The following is a 19,519-nucleotide window of genomic DNA, read 5'->3' as shown; positions in this document are numbered from 1 at the left end:
TAATGCTGGGTCTGTAGCTCAGCTGGTTAGAGCGCTCGCCTGATAAGCGGGAGGTCGGTGGTTCAAGTCCACTCAGACCCACCAATTCTTTTCCCAAAAAGGGTTGGCTTTAAAGCATTAAGTTTTTGGGGCTATAGCTCAGCTGGGAGAGCGCCTGCCTTGCACGCAGGAGGTCTGCGGTTCGATCCCGCATAGCTCCACCATCTTTAAGTGCATTTACTTTGAAAAAAGTTGAGTGTTTTTAAAAATGGTTTTTTTCTTTCATAAGAAATGAATCTGCTCTTTAACAATTTGGAAAGCTGACGAACAACAACTTGATTGGTTGTTGTTCAAATAAAAGTTCTCAAATCCTATTCTCTTTTAGAGACTAGGTACCAACACACATTCAAGTGTTCTTGGAAACAACCATGACTCGTCATGATTGTTTATATTTGAGTCCGGCAAAATCGCAGTTTGATGTCACTTTTTAAAGTGAGACAAACTGATGTCTCTCGCTCATTCAAATAATGAGAGACAAATTACACCTTGGTTGTTTGCCATACATAAGACCTCTTGGGGTTGTATGGTTAAGTGACTAAGCGTACACGGTGGATGCCTTGGCAGTCAGAGGCGATGAAAGACGTAATAACTTGCGATAAGCCCAGATTAGGTAGTAATAACCGTTTGAGTCTGGGATTTCTGAATGGGGAAACCCACGTGCATAAGCACGTATCGTTGTGTGAATACATAGCACAACGAGGCAAACCCGGGGAACTGAAACATCTAAGTACCCGGAGGAGTAGAAATCAACCGAGATTCCGAAAGTAGCGGCGAGCGAAATTGGAGTAGCCCTTAAGCTTTTAATGATGCAGGTGAAGAGTCTGGAAAGTCTCGCGATACAGGGTGATAGCCCCGTAACCGACACATCATAATCAGTGAAATCGAGTAGGGCGGGACACGTGATATCCTGTCTGAATATGGGGGGACCATCCTCCAAGGCTAAATACTACTGACTGACCGATAGTGAACCAGTACCGTGAGGGAAAGGCGAAAAGAACCCCTGTGAGGGGAGTGAAATAGAACCTGAAACCGTGTACGTACAAGCAGTAGGAGCCCACTTGTTGGGTGACTGCGTACCTTTTGTATAATGGGTCAGCGACTTAATTTTAGTAGCAAGGTTAACCGTTTAGGGGAGCCGTAGGGAAACCGAGTCTTAACTGGGCGTACAGTTGCTAGGATTAGACCCGAAACCAGGTGATCTAGCCATGGGCAGGTTGAAGGTTGAGTAACATCAACTGGAGGACCGAACCGACTAATGTTGAAAAATTAGCGGATGACTTGTGGCTAGGGGTGAAAGGCCAATCAAACCTGGAGATAGCTGGTTCTCCCCGAAAGCTATTTAGGTAGCGCCTCGGACGAATACTACTGGGGGTAGAGCACTGTTAAGGCTAGGGGGTCATCCCGACTTACCAACCCTTTGCAAACTCCGAATACCAGTAAGTACTATCCGGGAGACACACGGCGGGTGCTAACGTCCGTCGTGGAGAGGGAAACAACCCAGACCGCCAGCTAAGGTCCCAAAGTATAGCTAAGTGGGAAACGATGTGGGAAGGCTTAGACAGCTAGGATGTTGGCTTAGAAGCAGCCATCATTTAAAGAAAGCGTAATAGCTCACTAGTCGAGTCGGCCTGCGCGGAAGATGTAACGGGGCTAAGCTATACACCGAAGCTGCGGCTGCATACTTTGTATGCGGGGTAGGGGAGCGTTCTGTAAGCGGTTGAAGGTGGTCTGTAAGGGCTGCTGGACGTATCAGAAGTGCGAATGCTGACATGAGTAACGATAAAGGGGGTGAAAAACCCCCTCGCCGGAAGACCAAGGGTTCCTGTCCAACGTTAATCGGGGCAGGGTAAGTCGACCCCTAAGGCGAGGCCGAAAGGCGTAGTCGATGGGAAACGGGTTAATATTCCCGTACTTCTTATAATTGCGATGGGGGGACGGAGAAGGCTAGGTGGGCCTGGCGACGGTTGTCCAGGTTCAAGTACGTAGGCGGAAAGTTTAGGTAAATCCGGACTTTCTTAACGCTGAGATACGATGTCGAGCCACTACGGTGGTGAAGTCATTGATGCCATGCTTCCAGGAAAAGCCTCTAAGCTTCAGATTATAAGAAATCGTACCCCAAACCGACACAGGTGGTCGGGTAGAGAATACCAAGGCGCTTGAGAGAACTCGGGTGAAGGAACTAGGCAAAATGGTACCGTAACTTCGGGAGAAGGTACGCTCTTGGCGGTGAAGTCCCTTGCGGATGGAGCTACTAGGAGTCGCAGATACCAGGTGGCTGCAACTGTTTATTAAAAACACAGCACTGTGCAAAATCGTAAGATGACGTATACGGTGTGACGCCTGCCCGGTGCCGGAAGGTTAATTGATGGGGTTAGACTTCGGTCGAAGCTCTTGATCGAAGCCCCGGTAAACGGCGGCCGTAACTATAACGGTCCTAAGGTAGCGAAATTCCTTGTCGGGTAAGTTCCGACCTGCACGAATGGCGTAATGATGGCCACGCTGTCTCCACCCGAGACTCAGTGAAATTGAAATCGCTGTGAAGATGCAGTGTACCCGCGGCTAGACGGAAAGACCCCGTGAACCTTTACTACAGCTTGGCACTGAACATTGAACCTACATGTGTAGGATAGGTGGGAGACTTTGAAACTTCGTCGCTAGATGGAGTGGAGTCAACCTTGAAATACCACCCTTGTACGTTTGATGTTCTAACGTTGGTCCCTTATCGGGATTGCGGACAGTGCCTGGTGGGTAGTTTGACTGGGGCGGTCTCCTCCCAAAGAGTAACGGAGGAGCACGAAGGTGGGCTAAACACGGTTGGACATCGTGTGGTTAGTGCAATGGCATAAGCCCGCTTGACTGCGAGAATGACAATTCGAGCAGGTGCGAAAGCAGGTCATAGTGATCCGGTGGTTCTGAATGGAAGGGCCATCGCTCAACGGATAAAAGGTACTCCGGGGATAACAGGCTGATACCGCCCAAGAGTTCATATCGACGGCGGTGTTTGGCACCTCGATGTCGGCTCATCACATCCTGGGGCTGAAGTCGGTCCCAAGGGTATGGCTGTTCGCCATTTAAAGTGGTACGCGAGCTGGGTTTAGAACGTCGTGAGACAGTTCGGTCCCTATCTGCCGTGGGCGTTGGAAGATTGAAGGGGGCTGCTCCTAGTACGAGAGGACCGGAGTGGACGAACCTCTGGTGTTCGGGTTGTCACGCCAGTGGCATTGCCCGGTAGCTAAGTTCGGAATCGATAAGCGCTGAAAGCATCTAAGCGCGAAGCGAGCCCTGAGATGAGTCTTCCCTGGCACTTTAAGTGCCCTAAAGGGTTGTTCAAGACTAGAACGTTGATAGGCAGGGTGTGTAAGTGCTGTGAGGCATTGAGCTAACCTGTACTAATTGCCCGTGAGGCTTAACCATACAACACCCAAGGGGTTTTGTGGACTCAAATAGAACATTGAATGTGTGAGTGAACTTTTATAATCAGTTTTCCGAATTAAGAATTTGCTTGGCGACCATAGCGTTGCGGACCCACCTGATCCCATGCCGAACTCAGAAGTGAAACGCAGTAGCGCCGATGGTAGTGTGGGGCTTCCCCATGTGAGAGTAGGACATCGCCAGGCTTGTTTCCTTGTTTTTAGATTTTTAAAAATCTAAAGGCAAAACTAAATAAAGCGACCAACGCTAAGACTTTATTTAGTTAAAGATACCACTGCGGAGTGGTAGTTCAGTTGGTTAGAATACCGGCCTGTCACGCCGGGGGTCGCGGGTTCGAGTCCCGTCCACTCCGCCAAACCATTGAAGAAAGACGTCTTAGGACGTCTTTTTTTTTGCCTGAAATCCCGTGTTATCTAGCTCTGTGCGTCGCTTTATGACGAATGGCATTGCTGGGTCACGTGGTTTGGACGGTACACTATTGGGTACATTGTCACTGTGTTCAATTTAACGGTGTACCATCATGGCAAAACAAGTTAAACCTCTGACAGAAACTCAAATCAAAAATGTAAAACCGAAAGGCAAGGAATACATCTTGTCTGACGGTAACGGTTTACGCCTTCGTGTCAAAACGAACGGCACTAAGACCTGGCTTCTCAACTATACCCACCCTGTACTCGCTAAGCGTATCAACCTGACGCTGGGTACTTACCCAAACACATCCTTAAAAATAGCGCGAGAAAGAACGCGTGAGGCTCGCTCATTGATAGAGCAGGGCAAAGACCCTAAGTCTCATCGAGATCAACAATCTGCACAAGAGCAATTACGTTTAAACTCAACGCTTGAGAAAGTGGCTAAGGAATGGCTATTGGTGAAACAAGGGAGTATTTCTCAAAAGCATTCTCACGATATTCTGCGCTCTTTAGAGCTGCATATTTTCCCTTCTCTAGGCCAAGTGCCTGTCTCCGAGCTTTCTCCACAACTGGCTATCCAAACCTTAAGGCCTTTAGAACGCAAAGGCAACCTAGAAGCTTTGCGACGTTTATGTCAAAAATTAAATGAAATCATGAAGTTTGCTCGTAACAGTGGATGGATTGAATTCAATCGATTAACGGATATTAAGGAAGCCTTCAGAAAGCCACAATCTGAGAATATGAAGACGTTACCGCCTGAAATGTTACCCGAGTTTATGAAGAGTCTTTCTCGCGCTCGTATTCACTTTACCACGCGCTGTTTGATTGAGTGGCAGCTTCACACCATGGTTCGACCTAGTGAGGCCGCTGGGGCGCGTTGGGAGGAGATTGATTGGATAAACAAGACTTGGTCTATCCCTGCGATAAGAATGAAGAAAAAACGCGATCATATTGTGCCGTTGACGACACAAACCTTAGCATTGTTAGAAGAGATGAAAAGCATTACAGGACACGGCGTAAGCGAGTATGTCTTTGCTTCTTATAAAGATACGAGTCGTCACTGTTGCAGTGAGACAGCTAACATGGCCATTAAGCGTATGGGGTTCAAAGGACAGTTGGTGTCGCATGGGCTTAGAGCGTTAGCCAGTACAACATTGAACGAACAACCTCAATTTAATGGAGATTTGGTGGAAGCGGCATTAGCGCATGCGGACAAGGATAAAGTGAGAGCGGCGTACAACCGCAGTCAATACGTAGAGCAACGACGAGATATGATGCAGTGGTGGAGCGATCATATCGACTGTTCAGCCAATATATCTTGTATTTTGCTTACTTAACAACATCATGAGTCATCAGGTGATCTTGATGACTCTATTCATCAATATCATCAAAAAATACGTTAACACCGACGTCAAGTATTTCAGCGAGATCTCTTAGCATCTCATCGGTTATTCTAATCATTCCAGCTTCGGCCTTCGCTAGTTTACTTCTTGTCATCTCTATTCCTTTTAAACTACACATACGATCAACGTCTTGTTGAGATAAGTGTTTACTCAGTCGTACATATCGAATTTTCCGACCGGTTATGTTTTTAAATATTATTTTGCTCATAAATGATACTGCACCTGTTGCGGTGCAACTAAGATACAAGTAATATAGCGCAGCATGTGCACCCACACGGGTGCTCTTGTGCTAATTAGGAGAGTGAAGCTGTGAAAAATATTGTGTTCATATTCTGCACTACCATCTTGATAGGGTGCAGTGATGATAAAGCAAGCGAAGTTGGTCCTGTACTTCCAACTGAGAGCGTTATCGATGTATGTGAAAACCAAGGTTGTACATTAGATACGCCGATTAGCACTGTAAGCTTAACGGTCTCTAATGCGCCAATCATTCTAACCACTAATGCGTCTATTACTTTGGAGTAATCAATGAAATCAACCTTAATCCCCACCTTGTTATTAAGTTTTGTTGCTTGGTCTAGTCAAGCTAACGTTGTTTTGAAATCAAGCGAAGCTGGAAAACTATTGGTTAACGAACAAGAAGTTCAAATTAAGCAGCATGTTTACGAAGCAAACGATACATTGATCTCAAACCTTACTGTTTTAGAACAAGATGGCTCAGAAATGACGGCTTTAGTTTCTTTTGATGGGCTGGGTGGCTTATTTCAAATTCGCGCTTATGGGTATCATCAAAGTGAAGGCCCTGGCTATGGTGCGAGCTATATTGTTGATGGATCTTGTAATGTGATCGGTATTCAAGAGGGCACTTTTTTTGAACTCGGTTATATAGCGAATAAAAATTTTAATGAAGAGAATGCATTATATACCGCTTATCTCGTTGAAAAAACGCCAGTCAATGGGTATGAGGGTTCACCTTTTTCAGAAGAAACCGATTGCACTGGTAATGCTCCATTAAGTGGCTTGAAAATTGAGCATGACTCTAATTTGTCATTACAAGTTAACGATTTTTTCAATGAGTTAGTTTTCCCGATCAAGATCCGGTAATTGACTATAGGAGTTTAATATGGCTTATCGATATGATGCTGATTTGAGTTTTTTTTCAGAAGTCAGCTCTGAAGATTTTGACGATCTTGTGTTCTGTTTAACACATGACAAGGATGGGGCACCACGTTTAACCGAAGAGCTTACTCAGACAGAGTCTTATAAGAACCACTTTCCCCAGCACTCAATGTATTGGCAAGAGGTAGCAGCAGAGCTTCAATGTTTTGGTGCACATACCATAGCTACATTTTTCCGTGGTGGTAAGGGGGTTGTATATAAAGAAGTTTTAATTGATGTTTGTGGGAAATTAAAAGTTAATTTTAATCCAAACTCAAGTGCAGAAAGGATAGAGCAACAACTTTTAATGAAGATTCTCGAAGATTCTTTAGAGGCAATGTCACCGGATGAGCTAAAGGAGCTAGCTGAGTCTATTGGTATGGACCATGCTAAGGACATAACCAGTTATAGCAAAGAAATGCTTCTGGGTGGGTTTCAAGCAATTTTTAGAGCCGGTGGCTTTAAATCTTACCAACTCACTTTAATTATAGCTAATACAGTATTAAAGGCTTTAATTGGGCGTGGTCTATCTCTGGCTGCTAATGCAACTTTAGTTAGAGCGATGGCAATTTTAAGCGGTCCTATTGGGTGGGCCATTACCGGGTTATGGACAATGGTTGATGTTGGTGGAGCGGCCTATAGAGTGACTGTGCCAGCTGTTATTCAAGTTGCAGTCTTGCGACAACAGTTAATGCATAATAAACAAGTGGAAGAAAAAGGCTCCCAAGAAACGATGAGCTGATATCAAAAAATAACAGGGCTATATTACCTAGGTGTATCTCTATTCTTAATCGCCCGTAACGCTCTTATGCGCTGCGGGCTTTTTTGTGCCTGTAACCTAAGAGGATTGACCTATGCCTACCCATTTACCCATTGCAACCTATGAGTTTCCTGCGCCTGTTACGGCCATGCAAGTACTCGAAAAAGCCGCCGATATCTTAGCTCAAAGCTTTGAAGTCGGTGATGCCTACACAAACCCCAGTAACGTTAAACAGTTTCTCGGTTGTAAACTCGCGCATTATGAGCGTGAAGTGTTTGCCGTGATGTTTCTGGATAACCAACATCAACTGATAGCCTTTGATGAGCTGTTTCAAGGTACGGTGGATGCCGCCTCCGTGTACCCCCGTGAAGTCGTGAAAGCCGCGCTTAAGCATAATGCATCAGCGGTTATCTTTTCACACAATCACCCATCTGGTGTCGCTGAGCCATCTCAAGCTGATAGAAAGATTACCCGCCGTCTCGTCGATGCCTTAGCGTTAATTGACGTTCGTGTGCTGGACCATATTGTGATTGGCAAAGAAAGCGTCTCTTTTGCCGAGCGAGGGTGGTTGTGATGAATACTGTTGTGTCTTGCTATGACAATGAGGTGACTTTATTACCTTCATTGGTTGAGTGTTTAAGTGCGGCGCTGGACAGTGCCCCAAGACCTATCAATGTCGATAAGCTCTCCGTGAGCTTTCGTCATACGCCTTACTATCAAACTCGTCGTGGCACTCATCCTGTTGAAGTGCGTTTAGAGCGTCATGACCAGCAGTGGCGTGTGGTGTTTATCGCCAGCTTTGCTTATCCCGATGACACGCACCGCAGTGTGACACCAGAGTTGTACTTTAACTTCAAACGCGGCTGGTTTTATCAGCCAGACATCAAAGGCTGTGAGCTCGCTAGGCCTGAAGTCATGGATGTCTTGCTCAGTTGGTCTCGGATGTTTTGTCGTCAGTTAATGGATGAACATTTTGATGATGTGAGGTTTACCAAGGTGAAAACATGACGCGGAAGATATCGTTTTTATTGAGACGGCCTGTCATTCTGATGGGCCGTTTTTGTTATTTTGAAAGGGAGAGTATTCATCATGTCTTATGACATTGTGTATGAACAACTGGCACTGCGCGTGCCAGAGAAAGACATCGAGCAGCAGGTGCGTCAGCTCTTTACTGAGCGCTTGAATCAAGACGTGACAGCCATGAGTGACCATCAGCTTAAGAAACGTCTGTATGAGCGTTACCAATGCTTATTGAGAAGCGATGACCTTATTATGCTTCACATGTTGATAGGTTGCAGTAATCTATTTGATCCAGACACCAATAAGCGGTGTCGTGATTGGCAGTTTTGTGGCGTCGATACGCAACATAGCCTGCTGGTTAAATACGGCTGTGATTGGTCCGCGCAAGCGGAATCGGGTGGATTAAAACTCAATGGACGTGATACCAAAGCCGAAGGGTGGATACGTGCTGTACGTCAGACATTAGACCAGGCTCGTGATTATCGAGTGATGCCGCATTGTCAGCGCCTTTCTGTTTGGTTACGTGTCCCTCAAAATGAAAAGGAGCAAGAGTCGTATCGTGTGTTGAACACGCACCTGTCGGATTTTAAGGCCACTTGGCAAGACCGAACACGTGGTGATGAAGACGGTTTTGATGTCTCCATTGCGCCAAGCTCTGCGTTTGAGATGTGGCTCTTTCAACAGTTAGTGACTCGCTATCAAGGCAAGTGCTGGCTCAATGGCTCTGCACCGCCTTACCGCGCAGTGAAAAAGCACGCCATCTAGCCCTTAAGTCACCTCGGTCAATGACCGCTTTATCATGAGTCGTTCTGGCTCGAACTCAACCGTTCTATTTTAAATTACCTTATCTTACTGCCTGTAGGAGGGCGCATTATGTCTAAACAACTGTTAATCCGAAGCCAAATAGGGTTTCTTTCCACCAACATCAAAGCGTCATTGCTCCCTGTCTCTGATGCTCTGATACACTCTATTGTGACAACGCTAGCACACCAGCTTACGTTAGATGATGAGCTTGCTGATTCACTAATTGATGCTGACGGTATTATCTTCAACTTTCGAGATGCCAGTTACAGCGCTGAAAAGGGCGGCTTTCATCCGGTTGAAATTTGTCTCAATAAACACAGTGATGGCGCATGGCATTACAGCTACATCACGGACTTTGCTTATATCGGTCATCACTACCCTGAATTAGAGCGAGGACTCGATTTTGATTTCAGCCGAGGAGAATGGTTTGCCCACCACCAGCAAGGCTGGGCACCCATTAAAGAGGACAGTGCAGCAAAAGAGCTGTATCAGCTTTGGGAGCATAACTTTCTGGCGTACATGGCGATGGACGCCTATGACCTTATTACGGTGGGGCCTCAATGATAAAGCGTACTCACCCTAACAATAACCACTCTAATCATAGCAACACCCGATAAGGCCATCTCATTTTGAGATGGCCTTTTTACTTTCACTCAACAAAAAAAGGAGACCACCATGTCTTGGTATGTAACCGTTGGTAAAGCTGTCGCAGCCACAGCCAGTGTCGCGGGCGTCATTACCGCCGCCCCTGTTTTTGGGGCCATTGGCACCATCAGTGCAGCCGGTTTTGCGGTGTCGACTGCGATTGGCACATCTGCCGCACTGATAGATAAAGCGTTGGAAGAAGACAGACCAGAGTTACCTGACTGTCCAACTCATGACCATCCGCTCATCACTCACGAGCGCTACAACGAGGAGTAAGCGCCTCAATTCATTCTTAATGTTAGTTCAAGCCACAGCCTAATCGGTTGTGGCTTTTTTCATTCTATAGGAGCACAGCCATGCCACCATCCAATATCGAAGCGGTCTTTTTACTGCTTGCTCAGCTTCCTACTCGTTACCCCAAATCTTTAGAGAGTGTGTGTGATGTCTCAGAGGCGTTAGGAATAGGAAAGTCCCCTGATACGATTCGACGATGGTTAAACATCCTCGCGGATTTAGGTTATGCAGAAAAAACGCGCCTGGAGGGCAAAGACAGTTTTAAACGCACCACGCCCCTGCCTTGGGTGACTGCGCAATACGACAGCCTCATTTTAACGCTCACCACTCGCTACTTTGCTTGCCTGTTGCCTGAACGCACCAAACAGCAATATCAATCCCTGTTTGAACAGAGTGAGATGGATACCCAAGAGAGTGGTACGTATCGACAGTGGCTAAGGTGCATTGAGGTGGACTTGCCTACAGAGCACATGAATTACTTCCCACACCTTGCGACCATCAAGCAAGCATTCATCCAGAAACAGACGCTGCGTTTCACCCTCGTAGGCCAGTGCCTTAACGCTATCCCCACCAAGCTACGCCTAAGTACTCAAGGCTTGAGCTTGTTCTATCTCGATAACCAACAACTCAAACAGACACCGATGCTCGGTGTGCTGTCTGCTACCGCTTTATAACGAAAAAGGAGCATCCACCATGAACAGTCAAAACATTGAAACACCAGTAAGCCCACAACAGCACCAACCTCAAGATGAAAGAGCTGAGGTCTCAGCCCCTATTTTTCCCATCACCGTTTATGTTCATTGGTCAGAATCCAGAGCCTTTGATTCTGACACCGAGTATGATTTTGCAGATTTTGAAGCCAAAGCGTTAGAAGTGGCCAAGACCAATCCATTAGGCGGGTACGATAAAACCAAAGTGACGGTCACCTTTGATAATGAGCACCAACACGAATGCCGCTTAGATTTAGGCTGTGGGGGTAATGACCAAGGATTTGCAGAGCACTGTTTAAGCACGCTCAATTACTACCATATACACAAAGAAGAAGCCGATAAGCGGTGGCTGCATGACAAGCACCACCAGCAGCTCATCCGATTCATTAGGACGTACGCATTGGACTGTACAAACGTTGATTTGGGTCGAATGCAGATTAAGCAGATTGAAGCGCAAGCCAAAGCACAGGAGGCAGCAAAAGAAGCAGCCAAACAACAGGAGCGGGAAGAAGCATGGCGCGAGCACCAACAAGCGGAGGAGGCGTTCCAAGAGGCTCTGGAAGTACCGATATGGGCTAAAGGTGTGATTGTGGCGACACTCACCGACTATGATGCAGAAATCAGTGAGCCGTATGCGGGTGAGTTTCATACCAAAACGTTAAAGACCATCATACTGGCATGGTCGAAGCACAACAGACATCTGTTTTCGGAAATGCGTAAAGCGAGCCTCAATCATCCAGAGACGGCCTTTCTGAATGACAAAGAGAAAAGTGTGGAGCATCGAGAGCGGTTTTCAATGGGAGAAGGCTACTATCTGACCGACACTAAGTATTTACGCTATGGCTGGAAGATAAAGAAAATCAGCTTTTATCGAACAGAAAACAAGGCGCGATACGTGCCATTAGGTGAGCTGGCGATACCTGAATAAAAAAGAGAGGCGATCAATTCGCCTCTCTTTAGGTAGTATGATTTTTTTGCTCGCAGTTATCTACGACAGAGTCGCTTGATGCTTACCTCTAGCAGCAAGACGTTACCAATGATTTTTGGACAATCATTGGTAAGAGTACAAACTCAAATTTGTTCATTTTGGATGATTTTTTACCTCGAAGGCATGACTATTCGATTCTGTATAAAAACCATTTTTGAATATATATTCAAAAAGCAAGGGGGGGGGAGCCTTGCCTTTCTCATTATTTATACCATCCGTCTGCGAGTACCTCAGCTTGTTCAAGAACAAGCTTAATCGCCTCTTCTGCCGCATCGGGTGGATACTTCCATCGACGCAGCAGTCGACGCACAAGGTTTCGCATACGCGCTCGTACGCTTTCTCGCTTCTGCCAGTCAACTGTGGCTGACTTACGAAGTTGTTTGGTTAGTTCAATTGCCAAATTACGTAAAGCATCATCACCAAGCTCACGAACTGAAGACTCGTTTTCAACCAGAGCACGGTAGAAAGCGATTTCATCAACGGAAAGCTTTAACTTATCCAGAAGCTCTGAATCCTCTTGCATTTCCTTTGCCCACTGGATCAACTCTTCAATAACCTGAGCTGTTTCAATACTGCGGTTATGGTATTTTTGCAGCGTCGACATAATACGTTCAGAGTATTTCTTCTCCTGTACGACGTCGTTCTTCATGCGAGATTTAACCTCATCACGAAGCAGCTTTTCTAACAGCTCTACCGCAAGGTTCTTCTCTTTCATGCTCTTAACGTCTTCTAGGAACTCTTCCGAGAGAAGCTCGATATTCGGCTTATCAAGCCCAACCATAGTAAAAATGTCATCAACACCATCGGCTACCACAGCATTATTTAAAATTTGCTTCAATGCTGTATTGCGCTCCTCATCGGTGCGTTTCTTGTCTACCGTTGAGTACTTGATAAAAGCTGTCTTGATCGCAGAGTAAAAAGCAATTTCATTCTTATAACCATGAGTTTCATCCATGGTGCTACACAGTGAATATGCTTTAGCCAAAGCCGCCATCACATCTAAAAATCGTCTCTTTCCGTCTCTGACTTCTTTACCGTTAGCGTCGGTGTGAGACAAACCCGACAAATGGTTTACCGCTCCCGGCAATAACCGCAATGCATCTGTTTCAAAATCAGGGCGGTAATTAAATACCGTCGCATCAACGGGTGTTGCAAACATCCCTCGAATGATATCAACCTTCTCCATCAATACTGCAAATGCTTCTGCTGTATCGACTGTTGGCTGCCCCTTACCTTGACTGTTGGTATAGGTCTTTAGTGCATTTTTAAGTTCATTAGCGATACCTATATAATCGACAACCAAACCACCGGGCTTGTCTTTAAATACACGGTTAACACGAGCAATCGCCTGCATCAGGTTGTGCCCTTTCATTGGTTTATCGATGTACATGGTATGGCAACAAGGTGCATCGAATCCTGTTAGCCACATATCTCGAACGATAACGAGTTGAAGCTCATCGTCAGTATCTTTGTAGCGCTTCTCGAATAGTTTTTTGGTTTTCTTATCGTGAATATGAGGCTGCATCTTCTCTTTGTCTGATGCAGAGCCAGTCATCACAATTTTAATTGCACCTTTATCGGTATCTGGGTGATGCCAATCAGGCTTAATCGCCACAATAGCATTGTAGAGATCGACACAGATTTCTCGGCTCATCGCTACAATCATGGCTTTACCGGGAAATGTCGATGTTCGAGTAGTGAAGTGCTCAACCAGATCTTTTGCAACTTGTTCAATGCGAGGCTCAGCGCCTACCAACTTTTCTAATGTTGCCCATTCTGATTTTACTTTTTCACGATCTGCCGTTTCTTCATCTTCACCAATTTCATCTTCAACTTTATCGTTAAGCTGCTCAATTTCATCTTGGTTAATATCAAGCTTAGCGAGGCGAGATTCGTAGTAGATAGGCACAGTGGCACCATCATCAACGGCATCTTGAATATCGTAGATAGAGACGTACTCACCAAAAACACCACGGGTGTCTTTGTCATCCATTGCGATAGGCGTGCCTGTAAAACCAATAAATGAGGCGTTTGGTAATGCATCGCGCATGTATTTAGAGTAACCGTAGACGTACTTTTGAGAAGTCACGTTTCCTTCTGCATCTTTTACATCAACCAGTTTAGACTTATTACCATACTGGCTGCGGTGTGCTTCATCTGAGACTACGACAATATTGGCTCGCGTCGAGAGCACGGGATGGTCCGTCTCTTCTGCCACTAAGGCAAATTTTTGGATAGTAGTGAAGATGATACCGCCAGATTGGCGACTCAATAGCAGTTCACGCAGCTTATTTCGACCATTAGCTTGTAAGGGGAGTTGCTTGAGCGTCTCTTGCGCCATACCAAAAGTGTTAAAAAGTTGACCATCAAGATCATTTCGATCTGTAACCACCACTATTGTTGGGTTATTCATTGCTGGTTGTTGCAGTAGTTTACTGGCGTAGCAAACCATCGAAATGCTTTTACCGCTCCCTTGTGTATGCCAAACTACCCCCGCCTTACCGCTGCCTGGTTTAATCTTATCTAAACCTTTTGTTGCTTGTACTTGGTATTGCTCCATACGTTCAGCAACCATAGGTAATTCACCCTCTGCTTGTTTAGCACGAACGGTCGCCTCTACCGCGGCTCGTACAGCATGGAACTGGTGATAACCTGCAATCTTCTTGATTATGTTGTCGTTATCTGTTTCAAATAAAACAAAATAACGTATGTAATCTAACAGTAGGTCAGGTTTAAAGAAGCCCTTAACCATGGTTTCAAGTTGGTATTCCCAAAGTGGCTTGTCATCTTCACTCGATACGGTTTTCCAAGGTAAAAAGCGCTCTTTATTGGCGGTTAGTGAACCAATACGAGCCGTCCAACCATCACTAACCACTAAAGATTCATTGAAGGCAAAGAGGTCCGGAATTTCATCTTTGTAAGTTTGAAGTTGGTTGTAGGCGTGCCAAATATCGGCATGCTCATCGGCGGGATTTTTCAGTTCGATGACAGCAATAGGTAACCCATTGATAAATAACAATACATCTGGGCGCCGGTTTCCTTTCTTACCTGTAATCGTGAACTGATTTACCACCAGAAACTCGTTGTTATCTGGATTGGTAAAATCCATTAAGCGAGCATGGGTGTGCTTAGTTTTGGTTTCACCGTCTTCATACACGGTATATTCAACAGGCGCACCTTCAATCACAAACTTGTGGAAGGCACGGTTGTTTTTAATAAGAATGGGCGTATCGGGGGAAGATACCGTGTTAACCACATCATTCAGAGCCTCTATCGGAAGCTCTGGATTGATGATTGCTAATTGATTTAATAGCCGTTGTTTTAAAACAACTTGATGATAATCATCACGCTCTGGAGAATCTCCATCAGGTGCGATGTCATAGCCATTTTTATAGAGGTAACCTTGGTCGGTGAACCATCTAATACATTCTTGCTCTAACTGGTCTTCAGTGATCATTAAGCCTTACCCTTGTTATTTTTATTTATTCCATGCCCTCTGAATCAATCGTCCAGTTTGGTTATAAATTCCGACTTGCTCGATATAATGATGAAAGTCACTATTCTCAGTCACAATCCGATTTGCAGACTGCCAGTCAACGTTACTTTTTTCCTGAGCGGGAATCAGGATCTGGCTATCAAATAATGATTCAGTATCGAGGATGACAACCCCAATACCATGCAAACTTGATAACATTTGCAGCTCGCCTTCAACATCACTGTTCAAGCCCGTCACAACTAAGTAACCAAAATTAGCCCAGCTAGAGTTCGAGACGGCTTGAAAGAAAGACTTCCTAACGTTGCCTTTTGTTAGGTGTTTCTTCACTTCAAAAGACCAAAGTCTCACCGAACTGTGATTACCACTTCGAACACAGCTTCGGACAATTTCATCCCAACCTTGATCAAGAGGCTCTAAAGCGACAATATCAGGATGAAGCCAATGGTTACCGCCGTTACCATGTGAGTTTTTCGACTTTCGCTCGTCAATGCGCTGGCAGTACAGGCCAAGATCTTTACTCAAGTATTTAACGAGCATAGGGTAGAGGTCGTGCTCACTGTAACTATGCGATGCTAATGGAGTATCGACCTCTTCTTGTTCATTTTCGTTTTCGTCCGTTACTATGACTCGTGACGGCTCTTTTACTGGATTAGCTTCCCAGTAATAAACCCGTGGCCTTGGTTTATCCCTTGTGATCACGTTGGGGCAAACGTTCTTCGCTCTTTCTGTTCTCTCCCCACCGATTTCAGCCGCTAATTGCGCAATCAACTTTTCCTCAGTGTTATAACGAGGGTTGGTTTGCTTTTCTGCAATTTCTTGTGGGTATCGAAGTACGAACTCTTTGGCTAAATCCCGAGCAGTAAACTTTTTCTCTGGATGCGCTTTAAGCGTCTCGATGATCATTTCCACTCGGGTCGCCATTAGTTTACCTCTACCAATTCTTCGGTTGCCTCTAGCTCGATTTCGCCGGAAAGCAATTTAGGAAGTAGCGTGTCGCGTAGCTTAGCCAGTTCAATATTGGACTTATGATTTTCTTCAATCATCGCCTTCATTGGTTTAACTAGTTCGCTATATTTTTCTGCTAAAGTTCGAGGAGGTACAACAAACTCTGGCATTTCCATACCTGCAACGGGAAGCATGTTTACGGTGGTTCCGTTAGTGAAACCTTGAACCTGCTTTACAAAGCGACCTTTACCAAAAAGACGTTCAATGAACTCCGGTGTAACGTTTGAGTCGCTTTTAGGCCTTACTCTGTATGTATGGTGGCTGCAAAAACCAAAGGCTAAATGCTTTGGAATCATGGCTCCATAGCCAATTAAAAGATGGTTATGACCCTGCTCTGTGTTGGCTACAAGCACATCACCTTCTTGGACTAAGAATTTGTCTTTAAATTCGTCAGAGTAAAACTTAAGCCCTTTATATTTATAACCGCCGCCCTCCAAAACAGAGTTAAGGTTGTGCATGGGCACACCTTGATCCAAGGAAGTAACTAAGCCTTTACCTTTGTAGCTGAACCCACGAAGAACATCTAATTGACTCTTCGCGCTTTCAACGCTCCAGCCTTCAGGAATCAAACCCAACTCAGACTCAACTAGCTTTTCAGGGAATAGCGAGGCAGTGGCCGCATCCATACCCTCAGGTTGCTCACCATTCATCTTGGCTTTAACTGGCTCGAAATCAACAAACCATGATTTGAAGATGGCTTGCGCCATTTCTTCTAGGGTTTGGTTGGTTTTAGTATTACAAACTAATTTGTTGCTTAAAGACTTTAAAACTTGAGATATTTTGTGCTGCTCAAGCAATGGAGGTATAGGCAAGATAACCTTTCTAAGCTCACTTTGTTTAATGCCTTTAACAGTAGAGCCTGATGCGCGAGACTCTAATTGGTGTTGAACGAAATCACTCTGTAGAGCACACAGAAGGAAGTCACTATCCAATAAGCCCTTTTTACCTCTAAGGGTCACAATACGCTGAGCTAGTGCTACATTAGCACTTGTTAATTGTGCTGTTTCCCCTAAAGGAGCTTCCGTTGTCAAAACCACATCACCAACTTGTGGTAACCCTCGAACCATCCATGAGTCATAGTTGTCTTCTGCAATAAACTCAAAAGGCTCAAGGACATACCCACCCTTCACAATTTTAGCTGTGATAAGAGGTATACCTGATTCTGTTTTCTTTGGTGTTTTCCCTCGATAGTCAATAATCGCATCCATAGCATCTTCGAGAGGAATTAACTGCCAATCGCGAGGTAGGTTATCAAAGCTCATAACCTAACCCCGCTAGGTTCTTCTTGATTTCAGCTTCTAGCGTTGCTGATTCTGCAAACTGTTCACTTAACTTTGAAGTCAGTGTCGCCATCTTATCTGCAAAAGGAACACCGTCATCCTCTTCCTCAGCAGCGCCAACATAACGACCCGGAGTAAGCACGAAGTCATGCTTAGTGATTTCTTCTAGCGTTGCGGATTTACAGAAACCGGCCTGATCTTCATAAGCTAAGCCATGAACTTCTTCACCTGTTTTCCAAGCATGAAATAAATCGGCTACTTTCTTAATGTCATCAAAGCTGAAATCACGTAATACACGATCTTTCATGAAACCAAGGTTACGCGCATCGATAAACAACACTTCACCTTTACGTCCACGTAGCTTACGACCCGCTTTATCAACGCGAGGGCTCTTGTTCTTAGTTAAGAACCAGATACACGCTGGGATTTGAGTATTGGTGAACAATTGACCCGGTAGTGCCACCATACATTCAATTAAGTCATTCTCAATTAACGCCTGACGAATGGTGCCTTCGTTGTTGGTTGTTGAACTCATAGAACCGTTTGCCAATAGAAGCGCCTGAGAGCCTTCAGGTGCTAGATGGTGAAGCATGTGCTGCATCCACGCGAAGTTCGCATTACCTGATGGAGGTTGGCCGTATTTGAAGCGCGGATCGTTATCATCAACACCTGTGTTCCACTCTTTCATGTTGAATGGAGGGTTAGCCATGATGAAGTCAGCACGAAGATCAGGGTGCTGTACGTTGGTGTAGGTACTTGCAGGCTCTTTACCGAAGTCATAATCAAGACCACGGATCGCCATGTTCATCGCCGCTAGCTGCCACGTTGTATGGTTGTACTCTTGACCGTAAATAGAGATCTTCTGTTTCTGCGTTAGTGCGTCGACTTTCTTCTCATTCGCATGACGTTCAATGAACTTCTCTGATTGAACAAAGAAACCACCAGAACCCATTGCTGGGTCATATACACGCCCTTCAAAAGGTTCAATCATCTCAACGATAAGCGTTACGATTGATGCTGGCGTGTAGAACTGACCACCTTTTTTACCTTCAGCCAGTGCGAACTGACCAAGCATGTATTCGTATACATGACCTAAGATGTCTTTACTGTTTAAATCGGCATGAACAAACGGGATGGTCGCAATTAGGTTGATAAGCTCGTTCAGCTTCGCTTGATCAATCTTCAATGAAGAGTATGATTTGTTAAGCACACCTTTCAGTTTCGGGTTATCACGCTCAATACCTTCAAGTGCGTTATCAATTAAATGGCCAACAGAAGTGATTTTTTTCGTTTTGCCGTCCACCTCCAGATCTGCACCACCAATCACCACAGGGCCGTTATCTTGCAGGAATTGCCAACGAGACTCGGTTGGTAGCCAAAACACGTTTTTCTCTGTATAGAAGTCGCGTTGTTCTAGTTCAATCGAAATCTCTTCTGCTAGTTCTTCTTCCGAGAAGTCAGCAGGATCTAAGTAGTATTCGTGCTCAGGGTTAGCAATGTCGGCTTTGATCTCATCTTGACGCAGCTTAAACGCATCAGAGACGTATTTAACGAAGATTAAGCCAAGTACCGCGTGTTTGTATTGTGCGGCGTCTAGCGTTGAGCGTAGCTTGTCTGCGGCGTTCCAAAGCTTGCCTTCAAGCTCTTTCAAAAATTGTTGTTCGGTTTGTTTCATGAACGGTTTTCTTTTTTATAGAAATATGGCGTCAATCATATCATCAAAGATAGTGATGTCTTTGATTTAACGCTTAACAATGGAGCCTCCTTGATTGCGACAAAAATGCCATCAAGGCAATGACAAAATACTCCCAAGAGTACGCTTACTCAGCGCTATAAAGTTGTTCCTTAAGGGACTCGATGTCTTGTTTACTATTCATTCGTCGATTCTCACCTCAATGATACGAGTGGCAAATTCTTTCGGTGCAGGCTCTACAGTTAAGTCACCTTGGCGACTACCGTCGCCACATAGCCAAGTCGCTGCTCCTCATCTGCTCGCCAGTTAAACGGCATACTAACCAGCACCGTAATGGCGTCTCCAATGCTGCCACGCAATCTGATGAACTTGTGAGAAAACG

General features: G+C 45.2%; 16 protein-coding genes, 3 tRNA genes and 2 rRNA genes. 16 read left to right on the top strand and 5 right to left on the bottom strand.

Features of this window, described 5'->3' with window-relative positions; all coding sequences use genetic code 11:
- The first annotated feature begins 7 nt into the window (after positions 1 to 7).
- From QF117_RS20065 to QF117_RS20040, 6 genes are all read left to right on the top strand, one after another.
- Positions 8 to 84: transfer RNA gene (locus QF117_RS20065), tRNA-Ile, on the top strand.
- 43 nt (positions 85 to 127) lie between these two features.
- Positions 128 to 203 (top strand) — tRNA-Ala (locus QF117_RS20060).
- A 361-nt stretch (positions 204 to 564) separates the two neighbouring features.
- Positions 565 to 3,453, top strand: a 23S ribosomal RNA gene (locus tag QF117_RS20055).
- An 87-nt stretch (positions 3,454 to 3,540) separates the two neighbouring features.
- Positions 3,541 to 3,656: ribosomal RNA gene (gene rrf, locus QF117_RS20050) — 5S ribosomal RNA — on the top strand.
- Positions 3,657 to 3,749: 93 nt separating this feature from the next.
- Positions 3,750 to 3,826 (top strand) — tRNA-Asp (locus tag QF117_RS20045).
- Between the two features lie 165 nt (positions 3,827 to 3,991).
- Entirely contained in the window at positions 3,992 to 5,218 is a 1,227-nt protein-coding gene (locus tag QF117_RS20040; protein ID WP_282387861.1) for an integrase arm-type DNA-binding domain-containing protein, read from the top strand.
- A 34-nt stretch (positions 5,219 to 5,252) separates the two neighbouring features.
- Here the strand turns inward: QF117_RS20040 and QF117_RS20035 are convergent, their stop codons facing one another.
- The gene (locus tag QF117_RS20035; protein WP_282387860.1) at positions 5,253 to 5,492 is read right to left on the bottom strand and encodes a helix-turn-helix transcriptional regulator; all 240 of its coding nucleotides are present in this window, start codon (positions 5,490 to 5,492) and stop codon (positions 5,253 to 5,255) included.
- Between the two features lie 101 nt (positions 5,493 to 5,593).
- Between QF117_RS20035 and QF117_RS20030 the strand changes: the two genes are divergently transcribed.
- The 10 genes from QF117_RS20030 (at position 5,594) to QF117_RS19985 (ending at position 11,603) form a co-directional block, all read left to right on the top strand.
- Positions 5,594 to 5,809, top strand: coding sequence for a hypothetical protein (locus QF117_RS20030; protein WP_282387859.1), 216 nt, complete (start codon positions 5,594 to 5,596; stop codon positions 5,807 to 5,809).
- A 3-nt stretch (positions 5,810 to 5,812) separates the two neighbouring features.
- On the top strand, positions 5,813 to 6,388 hold the full coding sequence (locus QF117_RS20025; protein WP_282387857.1) for a hypothetical protein: 576 nt from the start codon (positions 5,813 to 5,815) through the stop codon (positions 6,386 to 6,388).
- 19 nt (positions 6,389 to 6,407) lie between these two features.
- Positions 6,408 to 7,184 (top strand): DUF3944 domain-containing protein, encoded by a 777-nt coding sequence (locus tag QF117_RS20020; RefSeq protein WP_268665458.1) that lies wholly within the window; start codon positions 6,408 to 6,410, stop codon positions 7,182 to 7,184.
- Between the two features lie 112 nt (positions 7,185 to 7,296).
- Positions 7,297 to 7,776 (top strand): DNA repair protein RadC, encoded by a 480-nt coding sequence (gene radC / locus QF117_RS20015; RefSeq protein WP_282387852.1) that lies wholly within the window; start codon positions 7,297 to 7,299, stop codon positions 7,774 to 7,776.
- The gene (locus QF117_RS20010) at positions 7,776 to 8,210 is read left to right on the top strand and encodes a DUF2787 family protein (protein WP_282387850.1); all 435 of its coding nucleotides are present in this window, start codon (positions 7,776 to 7,778) and stop codon (positions 8,208 to 8,210) included. The genes radC and QF117_RS20010 overlap by 1 nt, the downstream gene beginning before the upstream one ends.
- 81 nt (positions 8,211 to 8,291) lie before the next feature.
- Positions 8,292 to 8,987 (top strand): hypothetical protein, encoded by a 696-nt coding sequence (locus QF117_RS20005; protein WP_282387849.1) that lies wholly within the window; start codon positions 8,292 to 8,294, stop codon positions 8,985 to 8,987.
- Positions 8,988 to 9,095: 108 nt separating this feature from the next.
- Positions 9,096 to 9,590, top strand: coding sequence for a DUF2787 domain-containing protein (locus tag QF117_RS20000; RefSeq protein ID WP_282387848.1), 495 nt, complete (start codon positions 9,096 to 9,098; stop codon positions 9,588 to 9,590).
- A 111-nt stretch (positions 9,591 to 9,701) separates the two neighbouring features.
- Complete coding sequence (locus QF117_RS19995; RefSeq protein WP_282387847.1) at positions 9,702 to 9,947, top strand: hypothetical protein; 246 nt, start codon at positions 9,702 to 9,704, stop codon at positions 9,945 to 9,947.
- Positions 9,948 to 10,027: 80 nt separating this feature from the next.
- A complete protein-coding gene (locus tag QF117_RS19990) occupies positions 10,028 to 10,639 on the top strand; it encodes a hypothetical protein (protein ID WP_282387845.1) in 612 nt (203 codons plus the stop codon).
- A 19-nt stretch (positions 10,640 to 10,658) separates the two neighbouring features.
- Positions 10,659 to 11,603 (top strand): LPD25 domain-containing protein, encoded by a 945-nt coding sequence (locus QF117_RS19985; protein ID WP_282387843.1) that lies wholly within the window; start codon positions 10,659 to 10,661, stop codon positions 11,601 to 11,603.
- A gap of 262 nt (positions 11,604 to 11,865) precedes the next feature.
- On the opposite strand, the gene QF117_RS19980 is transcribed toward QF117_RS19985, so the two are convergent.
- Genes QF117_RS19980 through QF117_RS19965 form a run of 4 tightly spaced genes read right to left on the bottom strand, consistent with a single transcriptional unit; the run spans position 11,866 to position 19,119 of the window.
- Positions 11,866 to 15,120 carry a type I restriction endonuclease subunit R gene (locus QF117_RS19980; RefSeq protein ID WP_282387841.1) on the bottom strand — a complete coding sequence of 1,085 codons (3,255 nt, stop codon included), beginning with the start codon at positions 15,118 to 15,120 and terminating at the stop codon, positions 11,866 to 11,868.
- Positions 15,121 to 15,141: 21 nt separating this feature from the next.
- On the bottom strand, positions 15,142 to 16,080 hold the full coding sequence (locus QF117_RS19975) for an HrgA protein (RefSeq protein ID WP_282387840.1): 939 nt from the start codon (positions 16,078 to 16,080) through the stop codon (positions 15,142 to 15,144).
- Positions 16,080 to 17,426, bottom strand: coding sequence for a restriction endonuclease subunit S (locus QF117_RS19970; protein ID WP_282387838.1), 1,347 nt, complete (start codon positions 17,424 to 17,426; stop codon positions 16,080 to 16,082). The genes QF117_RS19975 and QF117_RS19970 overlap by 1 nt, the downstream gene beginning before the upstream one ends.
- Positions 17,416 to 19,119, bottom strand: coding sequence for a class I SAM-dependent DNA methyltransferase (locus tag QF117_RS19965; RefSeq protein WP_282387836.1), 1,704 nt, complete (start codon positions 19,117 to 19,119; stop codon positions 17,416 to 17,418). Before QF117_RS19965 ends, QF117_RS19970 begins: the two co-directional genes overlap by 11 nt.
- Positions 19,120 to 19,519: the final 400 nt, after the last annotated feature.

The sequence above is a fragment of the Vibrio sp. YMD68 genome (assembly GCF_029958905.1).
GTDB lineage: Bacteria > Pseudomonadota > Gammaproteobacteria > Enterobacterales > Vibrionaceae > Vibrio.
Note: the sequence above shows the minus strand (reverse complement) of the source record. Positions and strands in the feature narration are given on the sequence as shown.